This is a genomic window from Arthrobacter sp. B0490 (assembly GCF_002929355.1).
Classification (GTDB): domain Bacteria; phylum Actinomycetota; class Actinomycetes; order Actinomycetales; family Micrococcaceae; genus Arthrobacter_D.
The window spans coordinates 301,002-314,219 of the sequence record NZ_PJIR01000004.1; the positions used below are offsets into that span (position 1 = coordinate 301,002).

At 69.7% G+C, this 13,218-nt stretch carries 13 protein-coding genes, 2 tRNA genes and 1 pseudogene; 8 read left to right on the plus strand and 8 right to left on the minus strand.

Annotated features, from left to right (window positions below; all coding sequences use genetic code 11):
- Positions 1-30 precede the first annotated feature (30 nt).
- The 3 genes from CXQ97_RS09420 to CXQ97_RS09430 all read left to right on the plus strand — a co-directional run bounded on the left by CXQ97_RS09420 (position 31) and on the right by CXQ97_RS09430 (position 2,725).
- Positions 31-909, plus strand: a complete 879-nt coding sequence (locus tag CXQ97_RS09420) for a phosphodiesterase (RefSeq protein WP_306739733.1) — start codon at positions 31-33, stop codon at positions 907-909.
- A gap of 74 nt (positions 910-983) precedes the next feature.
- On the plus strand, positions 984-1,751 hold the full coding sequence (locus tag CXQ97_RS09425; RefSeq protein ID WP_104180594.1) for a type 1 glutamine amidotransferase domain-containing protein: 768 nt from the start codon (positions 984-986) through the stop codon (positions 1,749-1,751).
- A gap of 227 nt (positions 1,752-1,978) precedes the next feature.
- The gene (locus tag CXQ97_RS09430; protein ID WP_258062450.1) at positions 1,979-2,725 is read left to right on the plus strand and encodes a hypothetical protein; all 747 of its coding nucleotides are present in this window, start codon (positions 1,979-1,981) and stop codon (positions 2,723-2,725) included.
- A gap of 57 nt (positions 2,726-2,782) precedes the next feature.
- On the opposite strand, the gene CXQ97_RS09435 is transcribed toward CXQ97_RS09430, so the two are convergent.
- The 5 genes from CXQ97_RS09435 to CXQ97_RS09455 all read right to left on the minus strand — a co-directional run bounded on the left by CXQ97_RS09435 (position 2,783) and on the right by CXQ97_RS09455 (position 5,713).
- Positions 2,783-3,538: a MerR family transcriptional regulator gene (locus tag CXQ97_RS09435; protein WP_104180634.1), complete on the minus strand. Its 756-nt coding sequence runs from the start codon at positions 3,536-3,538 to the stop codon at positions 2,783-2,785.
- 123 nt (positions 3,539-3,661) lie between these two features.
- The gene (locus CXQ97_RS09440; protein WP_258062451.1) at positions 3,662-4,231 is read right to left on the minus strand and encodes a small multidrug efflux protein; all 570 of its coding nucleotides are present in this window, start codon (positions 4,229-4,231) and stop codon (positions 3,662-3,664) included.
- 306 nt (positions 4,232-4,537) lie between these two features.
- A tRNA-Ser gene (locus CXQ97_RS09445) sits at positions 4,538-4,627 on the minus strand.
- Between the two features lie 53 nt (positions 4,628-4,680).
- A complete protein-coding gene (locus CXQ97_RS09450; protein WP_104180596.1) occupies positions 4,681-5,169 on the minus strand; it encodes a pyridoxamine 5'-phosphate oxidase family protein in 489 nt (162 codons plus the stop codon).
- Positions 5,170-5,218: 49 nt separating this feature from the next.
- A complete protein-coding gene (locus CXQ97_RS09455) occupies positions 5,219-5,713 on the minus strand; it encodes a nucleoside deaminase (protein ID WP_104180597.1) in 495 nt (164 codons plus the stop codon).
- Positions 5,714-5,736: 23 nt separating this feature from the next.
- Between CXQ97_RS09455 and upp the strand changes: the two genes are divergently transcribed.
- The 4 genes from upp (at position 5,737) to CXQ97_RS09475 (ending at position 9,508) form a co-directional block, all read left to right on the plus strand.
- Positions 5,737-6,372 (plus strand): uracil phosphoribosyltransferase, encoded by a 636-nt coding sequence (gene upp, locus CXQ97_RS09460; RefSeq protein WP_104180598.1) that lies wholly within the window; start codon positions 5,737-5,739, stop codon positions 6,370-6,372.
- Positions 6,373-6,462: 90 nt separating this feature from the next.
- The gene (locus CXQ97_RS09465) at positions 6,463-7,800 is read left to right on the plus strand and encodes an APC family permease (protein WP_104180599.1); all 1,338 of its coding nucleotides are present in this window, start codon (positions 6,463-6,465) and stop codon (positions 7,798-7,800) included.
- Between the two features lie 326 nt (positions 7,801-8,126).
- Positions 8,127-8,933 (plus strand): winged helix-turn-helix domain-containing protein, encoded by an 807-nt coding sequence (locus CXQ97_RS09470; protein ID WP_104180600.1) that lies wholly within the window; start codon positions 8,127-8,129, stop codon positions 8,931-8,933.
- Positions 8,934-8,971: 38 nt separating this feature from the next.
- On the plus strand, positions 8,972-9,508 hold the full coding sequence (locus tag CXQ97_RS09475; RefSeq protein ID WP_104180601.1) for a histidine phosphatase family protein: 537 nt from the start codon (positions 8,972-8,974) through the stop codon (positions 9,506-9,508).
- Positions 9,509-9,566: 58 nt separating this feature from the next.
- On the opposite strand, the pseudogene CXQ97_RS09480 reads toward CXQ97_RS09475, so the two are convergent.
- A pseudogene (locus CXQ97_RS09480) lies at positions 9,567-10,166 on the minus strand (MBL fold metallo-hydrolase); the annotation flags it as partial.
- Positions 10,167-10,174: 8 nt separating this feature from the next.
- On the opposite strand from CXQ97_RS09480, the gene CXQ97_RS09485 reads away from it, so the two are divergent.
- Positions 10,175-11,110, plus strand: a complete 936-nt coding sequence (locus CXQ97_RS09485; RefSeq protein WP_104180602.1) for a PLP-dependent aminotransferase family protein — start codon at positions 10,175-10,177, stop codon at positions 11,108-11,110.
- A gap of 72 nt (positions 11,111-11,182) precedes the next feature.
- Here CXQ97_RS09485 and CXQ97_RS09490 read toward each other — a convergent pair whose 3' ends face one another.
- Both CXQ97_RS09490 and CXQ97_RS09495 read right to left on the minus strand, forming a co-directional pair.
- Positions 11,183-12,598, minus strand: a complete 1,416-nt coding sequence (locus CXQ97_RS09490) for an NAD(P)/FAD-dependent oxidoreductase (protein WP_104180603.1) — start codon at positions 12,596-12,598, stop codon at positions 11,183-11,185.
- Between the two features lie 91 nt (positions 12,599-12,689).
- Positions 12,690-12,765 (minus strand) — tRNA-Arg (locus CXQ97_RS09495).
- Positions 12,766-13,218 lie beyond the last annotated feature (453 nt).

Below are 13,218 nucleotides of genomic sequence, written 5' to 3' on the forward strand. Positions count from 1 at the left end.
CCGACCCCTGAGAGGTGGGAGGATGCTCTGGTGTCCTACGAGCATCCCCCCGCCGACCACCTCCTGCTCCATTTCAGCGACACCCACTTCGTGGCCCGCGGGCCGCTGTACGGGGGTGTGGACGGCCGCGAACGGCTCGGCCAGCTCCTGGCGGAGATCGGGCGGTCCGGCATCCGCCCGGACGCGCTCGTCTTCACCGGCGATCTCACGGACAAGGGCGATCCCGACGCCTACGCGGCGCTGCGCGGACTCGTCGAGCCCTTCGCCGACCGGCTGGGTGCACCGGTGATCTGGCTGATGGGCAACCACGACAAGCGGCCGGCCCTGCGGGCGGCGCTGCTCGGCGAACCACCCGAGGACGCCCCGCTCGACCGCAGCTACCGGCTGGGCGGGCTGCGCCTGATCGCCCTGGACACCTCCGTCCCCGGCCACCACTACGGGGGGCTCGACGACGCGCAGCTCGCCTGGCTCGAGGCCGAGCTGTCGAAACCCTCGCCCGAGGGCAGCATCCTCGCCCTGCACCACCCGCCCATCCCCATGGTGCAGGACCTCGCGGTGCTCACCGAACTGCGGCGGCAGGACCGGCTCGCGGAGGTCGTGGCGGGTTCGGACATCCGCCTGATCCTCGCGGGGCACCTGCACTTCCCGTCGTCGTCGCAGTTCGCCGGGATCCCCGTCTCCGTGGCGTCGTCCACGTGCTACACCCAGGACCTCACCGAGCCCGAGGGTGGCATCCGCGGCCGGGACGGCGCGCAGGGCTTCAACCTCGTGCACGTCTACCCGCACACGGTCGTCTCGTCGGTCGTGACCATCGGGTCCTACCCGACGGTGGGGGAGTACATCGCGCCGGAGGAGGCACGGCGGCGCCTGGCGGCAGCCGAGGCGGCGAGCCGGGCGCCGCGCCGATGAGCACGTCCCCGATCGGTCCCGACGGTGTCGGACGGGTCGGGCGTAGGGTGGAAGGCTGACGAAAGGAGCACTTCATGAAGAAAATCCTCATGGTTCTGACCAGCGTTTCCGAGATCGGCGACACGGGGGAGAAGACCGGCTACAACGTGGCCGAGGCCGCGCATCCCTGGAAGGTCTTCAAGGACTCCGGGCACTTCGTCGACTTCGCGTCGATCAAGGGCGGCCAGCCCCCGCGCGACGAGGTGGACACGACGGACCCCGTGCAGGTCGCCTTCACGGAGGACGAGACCACGCGTGCCGGGCTCTACAACACGGCCCGCGTCGACGTCATCGATCCCGCCCAGTACGACGCCGTCTACCTCGTGGGCGGCCACGGCACCATGTGGGACTTCCCGGACAGCGAGGGCCTGCAGAAGCTCGTCGCCGGGGTCTACAACGCAGGCGGCCTCGTGGGCGCGGTCTGCCACGGACCCGCCGGGCTGGTGAACGTGGAACTGGACAACGGGTTCCGCCTCGTCGAGGGCCGCAAGGTGGCAGCCTTCACCAATGACGAGGAGGTCGCCGCAGGGAAGGACGAGGTCATCCCCTTCTTCCTGGCGGACCGACTCGAGGAACAGGGCGCCACCCACGTCTCCGCCGATGTCTTCGAGGAGAAGGTCGTGGTCGACGAGCGGCTCGTGACCGGCCAGAACCCGGCCTCGGCAGCCGGCGTGGCGAAGGAGATGGAGAAGCTCTTCGCGGTGGTCATCCACCAGGAGAAAGCCGAGGAGCAGCACGAGACCGAGGCCCTGCGTGCCGAGAAGGACGCGCTCAAGGCTGCTGCGGCGGAGGACGAGAGCTGATCCCGTCACCTCGGCCGGAGCCGGACGGCTCCGGCCGAGGTGGGAACTCCGCCGCTGCCGTCGGAATTTCACGCCGCCGATCTTGACCGGTGTGTTCAACCCTGCCCGGAGAAATGCCGTGGGATGGTGGAACGGCGGCTCGATGGGCGGCGCTGACGGATCCGACGGGGACGCTGTGCAGCATCGCCCCGGTCGGTAAGGGAGCAGGCAAGTGAAAGGTGGCGACGGTGGCAGGTGATCGTCGGCGTCCCTGGAAGGGCGCCCTGATCTTCAGCGGACTGGTGCTGCTGGCGACGGTCTCAGTGATGGTCTTCGTACCGACCGGACAGGTACTCCTCGAGGTCGGGGTGCTGATCGCCGGACTGCTCGCAGGGGCCGCGTTGACTCGTTTCGGTGTGACTCGGCGCTGGATGGGTTCCGTCGTACTCGTGGTGTTCATCGCGGTGTGGTTCGCGCTGGGGGCCGCCGGGTATGCCTGGTTCGGAGGAGTCCTGGCGGGAGCATGGGGCGGCGTCGCATGGGGACGCATGGTTGCGCATCGCACAGCGGAGGCCCAGGCCGCGTGGACGGTGGATGCACAGGGATATTCCACCATCGCGGAGGCGCGGGAGGCGGCCGGTGCCGCGTTGCGTGCCCTGGACGGTACGAAGGGTGGGCGGGTGTCCGTCGAGCGGGGGGACGCGCGGTTCGAAGTGGCCGGTGCCGTGCACCCGGGCTTCATCTGTCATCGCACCGCCGACGCCTCCGACGAAGGATCATGGGCGGTCCTGGTGGGCACCGGGCCGGTACCGGACCAGTCGGTGCAGGTACCGATGGGAGGTCCGGAGGGTTCCATGCCCTTGCGGCTCGTCCACGATGTCGTGTCGGTCGAGGCGGCACTGAGGCAGTTCTTCACGGATCCGGGATCGGCCTCGTTCGGACCGGGATGGGAGACGGGCAACCAGGCCGAAGGCACCCGCCTCACGACCGGCTAGGGGGTCGGAACGACGAGACCAAGGAATCCCGCCACCCGCCCGCGTCATGGCCCGCCCTCAGGGCGTGTGCCCGTCCTCGGTGCCCTGCTCCTTCTTGAGGAGTCCGCCGGCGATCACGCTTGCCCGGGCAAGGACGTCGCGCTGTGCCGCGTTGTACAGTGCCGTGAGTGATTCGACGACCGTCTTCTGGGTCACCTCGGGACTCTTCGACAGGTGCTTCTCGGGGTGTATGAGCCACGGGTAGTTCCTGATGGCATCGGCGATGGTCGGTGCGTAGCGTTCGGCGAGGTCGGCGCGCACCGTCTCGTCGGCATCCGGAGCCAGCGCGTCGAATTCCCTGCTCGGCGACTCCGGATCCTGCCGGACCATGGTCCGCAGGTCCTCCATCGCGTCGTCGTCGTACAGCTGGGAGTAGATCAGCATCAGCGACTTGTCCTGCTCGGACAATCGAGGTGCCACGTCCTCGAATCCTGCCGGGACGCCCGTCGCCGATGATCCCTGGAGGATCGCCTGGATCTCCGCCCTGGCGCGCTGCAGCCTCTCGATGCTCACTGCGAGATCCGCGTCGATGGCTCTCAGCGCCTCGGACGACGAATCACCGTCGAGGGCCACGTCGTCGATCTGGTCGAGCGGGACGCCGAGATCCCGTAGGCGGCGGATCTTCAGGAGACGGACGAGGTGCCTGACCTGATATTGCTTGTAGCCGTTGGACATCCTGTCCGGCTGCTCGAGAAGTCCGACCTGGTGGTAGTGGCGAACGGTGTTCACCGTCGTCCCCGCCAGCTCGGCGATCTCGCGGGTGCTCCAGGCCATGCTCGTCAGTCCTTCCGCGTTGATGCTCACCGGTGCGGTCGCGTCGTCCCCGGTGTCCTTCGGTCGCTTCCGGAAGGGAATCCCATGGTCCCACCACCGGTTCTGGACGCCACGAACCCTCCGTCACCAGCCGAGGACTCCGACGAGCCCGATCGCGAGCGCCGAGATGACGACCGTCCACGCCACGATCGCGATCGCCTGCCAGAACAGGACCCGTTCCTTCCGGACGCCGGACGCCGCGAAGAACGCGGCGGTGAGTTGCGTGGGAAGCGCGAGCGGGGCGAGGAGGCTGGCGCCCGGCACCCCGAACCGGGAGAGCCAGCCCTGCAGGCGCCGCTGGCCCTTCACGCGTCTGGTCGATGGAGCGGCGGGCGCCGCATCGGCTGATTCGCCCCCGCCCTCCCGACCGGCGACCACCTTCTGCCGGACACGCGAACTGACGAGGACGACGGCGAGCACGCTCAGGAAGTTGCCGATCATCGCCGAGATCGCCGCCAAGACCGGGTTGATCCCGAGGATGATGCCGATACCGGCGGCACCCTCACCCTCGATGTACGGGATCATGCCGGCGACTGCGACACCCAGCGGCTGGACGATCTCGGGCAGCTGCTGCACCCACTCCTGCATGCCCTCGTAGGGGTTGTCCATCGTGTTCTCCTTCGTGATCCCCGCGCCGAGCGCGGGTTGCTCCACGGTTCTTCGTCACGCTTCTGCGGCGGCGCCGGTTGCGCTCTGCCATGGCGTGATCCCGTGTGCTGAAACCATTGAAGAGGCTGTTCCGACCACAGGGTCAAGGCCTCGGAGCGAGGCGTACGACACATGATCCGCCGGAGTGAGCCCGACCTCACCGTTGCCCGGATACGCCCGCCTGTCCTGACCCTCGGTTCATCTCTCCGACCGCCCGCAGGTGCAGGTCCCGGGCGTCGGCAGGATCCTCATCCAGGGCAAGCGAAAGGCCCCGCATCCCTGTATTTCCAGGGGCTGCGGGGCCTTCTCAGATGGCGGTGACGGTGGGATTTGAACCCACGTTGGCTTTTACACCAAACAACATTTCGAGTGTTGCACCTTCGGCCGCTCGGACACGTCACCAACGCCCCTACGTTACCGGGTCCACCGCTCCAGACCCAAAACGGGTCCGGTGCCTACGGGAGTTCGACGACGTCGTTCTTCCCGACGTCCGGCTTGGAACCCGTCACGAGGCCCTTCACCATCTTCACGGCCGAGACCACGCGCGGCGCGTCCATGGACCAGTACTCGGCCGTCTCGGCGTCCACGTGGATGAGGGCCACGGAGGGGTCGTCCCGTCCGTCCTCGAACCAGGCGGACACCGACGGTCCCCACAGCTCGTCGATCTTGGCCTGGTCCTTCGTCAGGGTGGCGGTGCCGGCGATGGAGACGTAGCCCTTGCCCGTGCTCGCGGAGACGTTGACCTGCGGGTTGGCGCGGATCTCGTCGGCCTTGGGGGAGGGGTCCTCCGTGAAGAACCAGAGGTCTCCGTCGAAGTCCTTCGCCTGCAGGGCGAGCGGTCGGCTCACGAGCTGCCCGCTGAGGCTCACGGTGGTGAGGATCGCGATGTCGGCCTTGTCGAGGATGTCCTGTACTTCCTTCAAACCGTCCTGCTGGTCTGCCACGTCTGCTCCTTCTCGAGGGGTTCTGCGTATTTCATCAGCCTACGCAGTATCAGGGGGTGCCGGAACCTGAGCGCTGCGCGGCGAAGAACTCCCTGAGCAGTGCGGCGCACTCGTCCTCCCGCACGCCCGGGACGACCTCCGTCCAGTGGTTGAGCCGCCGCTCGCGGAGGACGTCGAACACCGATCCCGACGCACCGGCCTTCTCGTCCCACGCCCCGAACACCACGCGCGGGATGCGCGCCAGGACGGACGCCCCGGCGCACATGGCACACGGCTCGAGGGTCACCACCAGCGTGCAGCCCTCGAGCCTCCACGCGCCCAGGCTGCGGGCTGCGGCGCGGATGGCCTGCACCTCGGCATGCGCGGTGGGGTCCCCGAGCTCCTCGCGCTGGTTCCGGCCCATCCCCAGCACCTCACCGTCGGGACCGACGACGACGGCGCCGATCGGCACGTCCGCGCTGGGGCGCGCCAGCTCGGCCGCCTCCAGGGCCAGCCCCATCCACGCCCGGTGCTCGGGATCCACGGGCTGCAGGGCGGGGTTCATGGGCTCAATGGTACTTTTGAGGAATGCGAGTACTGGTAGTCGACCACCCCCTGGTAGCCCACAAACTCACGGTTCTCCGGGACAAGGACACGTCGTCGCCGGTGTTCCGGCTCCTCACCGAGGAGCTCGTCACCCTGCTGGCCTACGAGGCCACGCGCGAGGTCCGCGTCGAACCGGTGTCCATCGAGACGCCCGTCACCGCGACCCAGGGCACGGGCCTCGTGAAGCCCACACCGCTCGTGGTCCCCATCCTCCGTGCCGGCCTCGGGATGCTCGAGGGCATGACGCGCCTGGTGCCGACGGCCGAGGTCGGCTTCCTCGGTATGGCCCGCAACGAGGAGACCCTCGAGGCCATCACCTACGCGGAGCGGCTGCCGGACGACCTGACGGGACGCCAGGTCTTCGTGCTCGATCCCATGCTCGCCACCGGAGGCACGCTGCGCGAGGCCATCAAGTTCCTGTTCGCCAGGGGCGCCGCCGACATCACCTGCATCTGCCTGCTCGCCGCGCCCGAGGGGCTCGCCACGCTGCAGGATGAGCTCCAGGGCCGCAACGTCACGATCGTCCTCGCCTCGATCGACGAGAGGCTCAACGAGAAGTCGTACATCGTGCCCGGCCTCGGAGACGCGGGAGACCGCCTCTACGGCGTCGTCGGCTAGGCCGGGTCACCGCCGACAGGTCGCGGACAACAACCCGCGCAATCTCGTCAAGGGGTTGCGCGAGCGCGTGCGAGCGACTGCAATGGTGCGATGGCGACGGACAGCGGCACGACAGAAGCGGGTGCGCAGGGCGGACTGAAGCGGGCGATCGGGGCTCCGCTCCTCTTCGCCTTCATCGTCGGCGACACCCTCGGGGCCGGCATCTACACGCTCGTCGGCACCATGGCCGACGACGTCGGGGGCGTGATCTGGCTGCCGCTGCTCATCGCGCTGGTGGTGGCGCTGCTCACCGCGGGGACCTACGCGGAGCTCATCACCAAGTACCCGCACGCCGGTGGTGCGGCGCGGTACATCGACCGGGCCTTCGGCATCCCCTACCTGTCCTTCCTCGTCGGGTTCCTCATGATGGCATCGGGCATCACCACGGCCGCAGCCCTCGCCAACGCCTTCGCCGGCGACTACCTCGCCGCCCTCATCGACGTACCGTCGGCTCCTGCGGCCGTGGTCTTCATCATCCTGCTGACACTGATCAACCTCCGCGGCGTCCGGGAATCCCTGACCGCCAACCTCGTCGCCTCGATCATCGAGGTGTCAGGCCTCGTGCTGGTCATCGTCCTCGCCGCCGTCGTGCTCGGCAGCGGCAACGGCGAGCCGGGTCGGCTCCTCGAGTTCGCGCCGGACGTGCCCCCGCTGGAGGGCGCCTTCGCGGCATCGGTCATCGCCTTCTTCTCGTTCCTGGGGTTCGAAGCGGCGGCCAACATGGCGGAGGAGGTCCGCGACCCCTCGAAGGCCTACCCCCGGGCACTCTTCGGAGCCATCGGCACCGCGGCCGTCGTCTATCTCCTGATCGCCCTCGGCGCGGTCATCGTCCTGCCGCCGGCGGAGCTCGCCCAGTCCACCGGGCCCCTGCTCGACGTCGTGAACGCCAGCGGCGTGGGCATCCCGTCCTGGCTGTTCAGCCTCATCGCACTGATTGCCATCGCCAACGGCGCCCTGCTGTTCATGGTGATGGCCAGCCGCGTGGGCTACGGGCTGGCAGAAGCCGACCTCCTCCCGCGAGCCTTCGCCCGGGTGCTGCCGAACCGGCGCACACCCTGGGTCTCCATCGTCGTCGTCGCCGGGCTGACCATCGTGCTGACCCTCTTCGGGGATCTCGCCACCCTTGCCGAGACCACCGTGCTCCTGCTGCTCCTGGTGTTCATCTCGGCCAACGTCAGCGTGCTCGTGCTCAAGAAGGACAAGATGGAGCACTCCCATTTCTCGGCGCCGCGGATCGTACCGATCCTCGCCATCCTCGCCAGCATCGCGCTGCTCGCCCAGCAGAGCGGCGTCGTCTGGCTCGGCGCCATCGCCTACATCGTGGTCGGGTCGCTGCTGTTCCTGGCGGCCCGCGCCGGCCGGAAGCGCGAGGCGCGCGTCTCGCGGTAGCGGAGTGGCGGCGCTCCAGGCGTCGCCGCGTCGCCGTCCGCTCCGTCTCGCATGGCGGACAAAGTTCCTTTGTTACTTGCGCGTAGGCGAATGTTACGTGCAATAATTCCTTGCGTGAACATCCACTCACTCGCATCTGCAGCCGCGGTCCGCTGCCCGGACGTCCTGTCCGGGAATCAGCCGTGCTGTCATCGAATGCACGCGTAGCGGTTACACCCAACCTCTTCCTACGCACTTCGAGCCCAACGGCGGGCATCCTCTTCATCCCGACCGGGCTCATCCCGCATTCGAGCCGCGATGACGGCACACTTCACGAGGTGGTTTTCATGTCAGTAAATCCCGGCTACGTCCATATCTCGCTCCGCTCTCCGCAGGGCTCCCAGGCCCGGCAGTCCTTCGGGCCGACCTTCCCCCAGCAGGCGCAGCAGGTACCGCGGTCGCACTCGCGCCTCCAGGCGGTGTCCGCTGACGCGCATCCCCTCAGCGCTCCCGTTCCCGTCGTCGCGCCCAACGGTGTCCCGGGCCCCCAGGCGGTCACGGGTGATACGACCGCACGCGGCTTCGTGCTCTACGTCGCGCTCGACGAGGCGACAGCCGCAGCGGCGGGGACCACCTTCTCGAAGCTCGCACAGGACGTCCGTGCCTACGTGCGTTCGCTCGTGCCCACGGCGGAGAGTCACGCGGCCGTGGCGCTCGCCCCGGCCGACGCCCCCGGTTCCGACATCGACGTCGTCCGCGCCGCCCTCGGCGATCCCACGGTGGCCCGCCGCCCGCGCCCCGATGCCGCCCCGGTCGCGGCCCAGGCCCGCCCCACAGGTGTGCTCATCGACCTGTCCAGGCGGGAGGTGCACCTCGACGGCGAGACGCTCAACCTGACCTTCAAGGAATTCGAACTCCTCAACTACCTGGTCGAGAACGCGACCCGCACCGTGGGCCGCGAGGAACTCCTCGGCGGACTCTGGCGGAACGCGGACGAGGTGCCGAACGAGCGGACCATCGACGTCCACATCAGGCGCCTGCGCTCCAAGCTCGGACGCCTGGCCAACACCGTGCGGACCGTGCGGGGGCAGGGCTACCGCTTCTACGACCACCCCGAAGTGATCGTCTGGGCTGCTCCCGAGTACTCGATCTAGGCCCTCTGGCGGCCGCAGGGACGCCATAGACTGCTGGGATGGTTCCCCACCACGTGAAGAAGCTGATGCTCCTGCGCCATGCGAAGGCCGAGTTCCAGCAGGGCGTGCCGGACCACGAGCGGTCGCTCAGTTCCAGGGGCCACGCCGACGCGCCGCTGGTGGGGCGCTGGATGGTGGAGCACGACACCGTACCGGACTTCATCCTCGTCTCCTCGGCCCTCCGTACCCGGCAGACGTGCACCTGGGTCTGCAAGGAGCTCGGGGACAAGGCCCCCACGCCGAAGCTCGAGGACGAGCTCTACGCAGCGCGTCCGTCGGAGATGCTCGCGCTCATCAACCACGTGCCGCCGACCGTGACGAGCCTCCTCGTCATCGGGCACAACCCCGGCGTGCAGGAGCTGGCGATGCGCCTCGCGTCGGTGCGGTCGAGTGAGCACGCCGTCATGGACCTCGCCACCGATTACCCGACGGCCGGGCTCACCGTCCTCACCTACGACGGCGCGTGGGCCGAGCTCGACGGCCGCGACGCCGAGGTCACCGACTTCGTGGTGCGCAGGGCGCCGACCCTGCGCTAGGGACCCGAACCGCGACGCGGGGACGGTCCGGCCGGGTCCGGTGCCCGCATCCCGATCCCTAGTCCACCGAGCCCTCCTGCTCCCTTCCCGCGAGCTGCTGCCGTTGCCATGCGTACACTCCGGGCAGCCACTCCGTGCCGTACGTGGCCGACGGGCCGAGGCGAGGGTCCTCGGGTGTCCTGCCGTCCCGCAGGGCCCGCACGTAGGCGCGGTCCAGGTCGACCCGTCGCCGTACCGCACCGCCGCCACCGACCGATCCGTGACCGGGGACGACGACGTCGACATCGTTGGCAAGGTCCTCGAGCAGCCGCAGCCCCACGAGGTAGTCCCCGAGGGGAGTCGCGGCGTCCAGGTCGGGGAAGGGGATCAGGATGTCGGACAGCATGTCGCCGGCGACGAGGACGCGGTGCTCCTCGATCAGCAGCGCCGCATGGCCCTGGGCGTGCGCCGGATGCTCGATGATCCGGACGTCAGGGCCGTCCCAGGGGATCCGCGCAGTGCCCGCCGGCAGCCCGGTGATGAGGCCGAACAGCTCCAGCGGTATCTCGTCCGCGATCTCCGGGGGCAATCCCTCGGCGACGCGGGCCTGCCAGCCCGCGTCCGACAGCAGCTCGCGCATGAAGGCCGCGCCCCGGGCCGTCCCGTAGCGGGGCGCCTCGCCGAGTTCTGCGAGCCGGCACCGCCGAGCCGGAGCACGCGGTGATCGTCAGCGGCTTCCAGCAGGGACTCGTGCTCGCGCTGGGTGCACTCGCACGCTCCGGCGTCGAGCAGGTGGGGCTCGAGGACCCCGGACCCCGACAGCACGACGAGATCGTCCGGCGCGCGGGGATGCGGCCGGTGGCCGTCCCCGTCGACGGTGCCGGCCTCGACGTCGACGCGCTGCGCCGCCCGGGCGCCCGCGCCGTCCTCGTCACGCCGGCCCACCAGTGCCCCACCGGGGTGGTGATGGGTCCCGAGCGGCGCCACGCCCTGGTCGCCTGGGCTGCGGAGGTGGACGGGATCATCCTCGAGGACGACTACGACGCCGAGTTCCGGTACGACCGGCAACCCGTGGGATCCCTGCAGGGACTCGCGCCCGACCGGGTCCTGGCGCTCGGGTCGCTGAGCAAGACCATGGCCCCCGGGATCCGCCTCGGCTGGCTGCTGGTGTCGCAGTCCCTGGTCGGCCCGGTGGTCCGGGAGAAACTCCTGACCAGTCGCGGGGCTCCCGCCCTCGACCAGCTGGCCCTCGCGGTGCTGATGGAATCAGGGCGCTACGACCGGCATGTGCTGCGGATGCGGGAGGCCTACCGCATCCGCAGCGACGTCCTGGCGGGGGCGGTGGCGCAGCACGCGCCCGGACTGCGCCTGGTGGGGCTCGACGCCGGCTGCCACGCGGTCCTCGAACTCCCGGCGGGCGTCGCCGAGGCCGACGTCGTGCGGTCGGCGCTGCACCACGCGGTCCGGGTCCACGGGGTGTCGCACTACCGGGTCGATGCCCCGCGGGCGGCCGAGGCGCACGTGCCGGCGGCGCTGGTGCTCGGCTTCGGCAACGTCGGAGAGGAGCGGATCCTGCACGGCGTCGACGTGCTCGGCGGGATCATCGCGGACGGACGTGCCTGATCCGCGGGGATGCCCGCCCGGCGCCCGGCGGGCATTCGGCAGGCGCCCGGTCGGTCCGCCCGGGCCGGGCCGTCACAGCCCGTACTGCTCGAGCAGCCGGAGCCAGACCTCGCTGACGGTGGGGTAGGCGGGGACGGCGTGCCAGAGCCGGTCGAGGGGTACCTCGCCGACGACCGCGATGGTGGCGGCGTGCAGCAGTTCGGACACCTCCGGGCCGGCGAAGGTCACCCCGACGAGGACCCTGCGGTCCTCGTCGACCACCATCTGCGCCCAGCCCTTGTAGTCGTCGGAGTGGAGCGACGAGCCGGCCACCGAGATGGGCAGCGACGTCTCGGAGGCGTTGATGCCGTCCTTCCGCGCCTGGTCGAGGCTGCGCCCGACCATCGCGATCTCCGGATCGGTGAAGACCACCTGGGGAACGGCCGCGCGGTCGGCGGTGGCGGCGTACGGGCTCCAGTCCTCCGCGGTGTCCCCGAGCGTGCCCGTGGCGCGGGCGGCGATGGCGTCGGCGGTCATGCGCGCCTCGTACTTCCCCTGGTGGGTGAGCTGCACCCGGCCACCGGCGTCTCCGACGGCGTACAGCCAGCCCCCGGCATCGGGCACGCGCCCGGTGTCGTCGCCCCGGATCTTCACGTCCAGTCCGAGGCCCTCGAGCCCGAGCCCCGTGGTGTGCGGATGGCGGCCGGTCGAGACGAGCAGCCGCTCGGCGGTGACACTGCGGCCCTCTCCGACCTCGAGCACGAACCGGCCGTCCTCCTTGCGGACCGCCGACGTGGCGGTGTCCGTGAGGACGGTGACGCCCTCGGCGCGCAGCGCGTCGAGCACGAGGTCCGACGCCTCCTGCGGGAAGGTGCCGAGGATGCCGCTGCGCGCGATCACGGTGACCTCCGCGCCGAGCCGTGAGTACGCCTGCGCCAGTTCGACGCCGGCCACGCCACCGCCGAGGACGGCGAGACTCGCGGGCACCTCCTTCGCCGAGGTGGCCTCACGGGTGGTCCAGTAGTCCAGGTCCGCGAGCCCGTCGATGGGCGGGACCGTCGGTGTCGAGCCGGTTGCGAGGACGACGGCGTGGTCGGCCCGGTAGACCGTCTCGGACCCGTCCTTCCGGCTGATCGTCACTTCCCGCTCGCCGGAGATCCGCGCCCGTCCCCGCTCCAGGGTGATGCCGGCCGAGGCGACCCATTCCTCCTGCGAGGAGTCGTCCCAGTCGGAGGTGAAGGAGGTGCGGCGTGCCAGGACCTGCTGTGCGTCGAGGGATCCCGTCACCGCCTCACGTGCGCCGGCGACGCCGCGGGCGGCGTTGAGGACCGTGCCGGGGCGCAGGAGGGCCTTGGACGGCATGCACGCCCAGTAGGAGCATTCGCCGCCGAGGAGGTCTGCCTCGACGAGGACCGCGGAGAGGCCTTTCTGGACCACCCGCCCTGCGACGTTCTCGCCGACCGCGCCGGCTCCGATCACGATGACATCGATGGTCTGGGGTTCGCTCATAGGCAGAGCCTTCCACCCGCCCCGCGGGGGAGCAACCTCACGCGAAAGGCCCCGGCCGGAGCCGGGGCCTTTCGATGCTTCTGTGCAACAGTGGTGCGCGCGAAGGGATTCGAACCCCCAACCTTCTGATCCGTAGTCAGATGCTCTATCCGTTGAGCTACGCACGCATCCGTAGGCGTTCGATCCGGCAAGCGGATGAGTCCTACAAGCTGGCCGTTTGGCCGTAGACAACTTTAGCGTGGAATCTGCGGGACGCCTAATTCGCCGACCACCCCTGGACGTCCTAGACCGGTCTACGTGACCTTCGTCACACATCGATGTGACGTAAGCGCACGACATCCCAGTCGTGGCGCGGATCGTGGGAGGGCCCTGCGGAGTGTTTCGTACCCGCGACCCTTGCGTGAAATATCCCGCCCCTAGCATCGATACACCGAGCACCCAACGAAGGGAAGACCAATGGGCCATACTGCGCGTCAGCTTGATGAGGTCGGCACACCCCCCATAAATCCTGACGGCAGCCCGCTGCCGGATGCCACCGGCTCCGCGCCGACGACCCATCCGGCCCTTCTCGCCTGGGTGCGGGAGGTGACGGAGCTCACGCAGCCTGCCGGGGTCGTGTG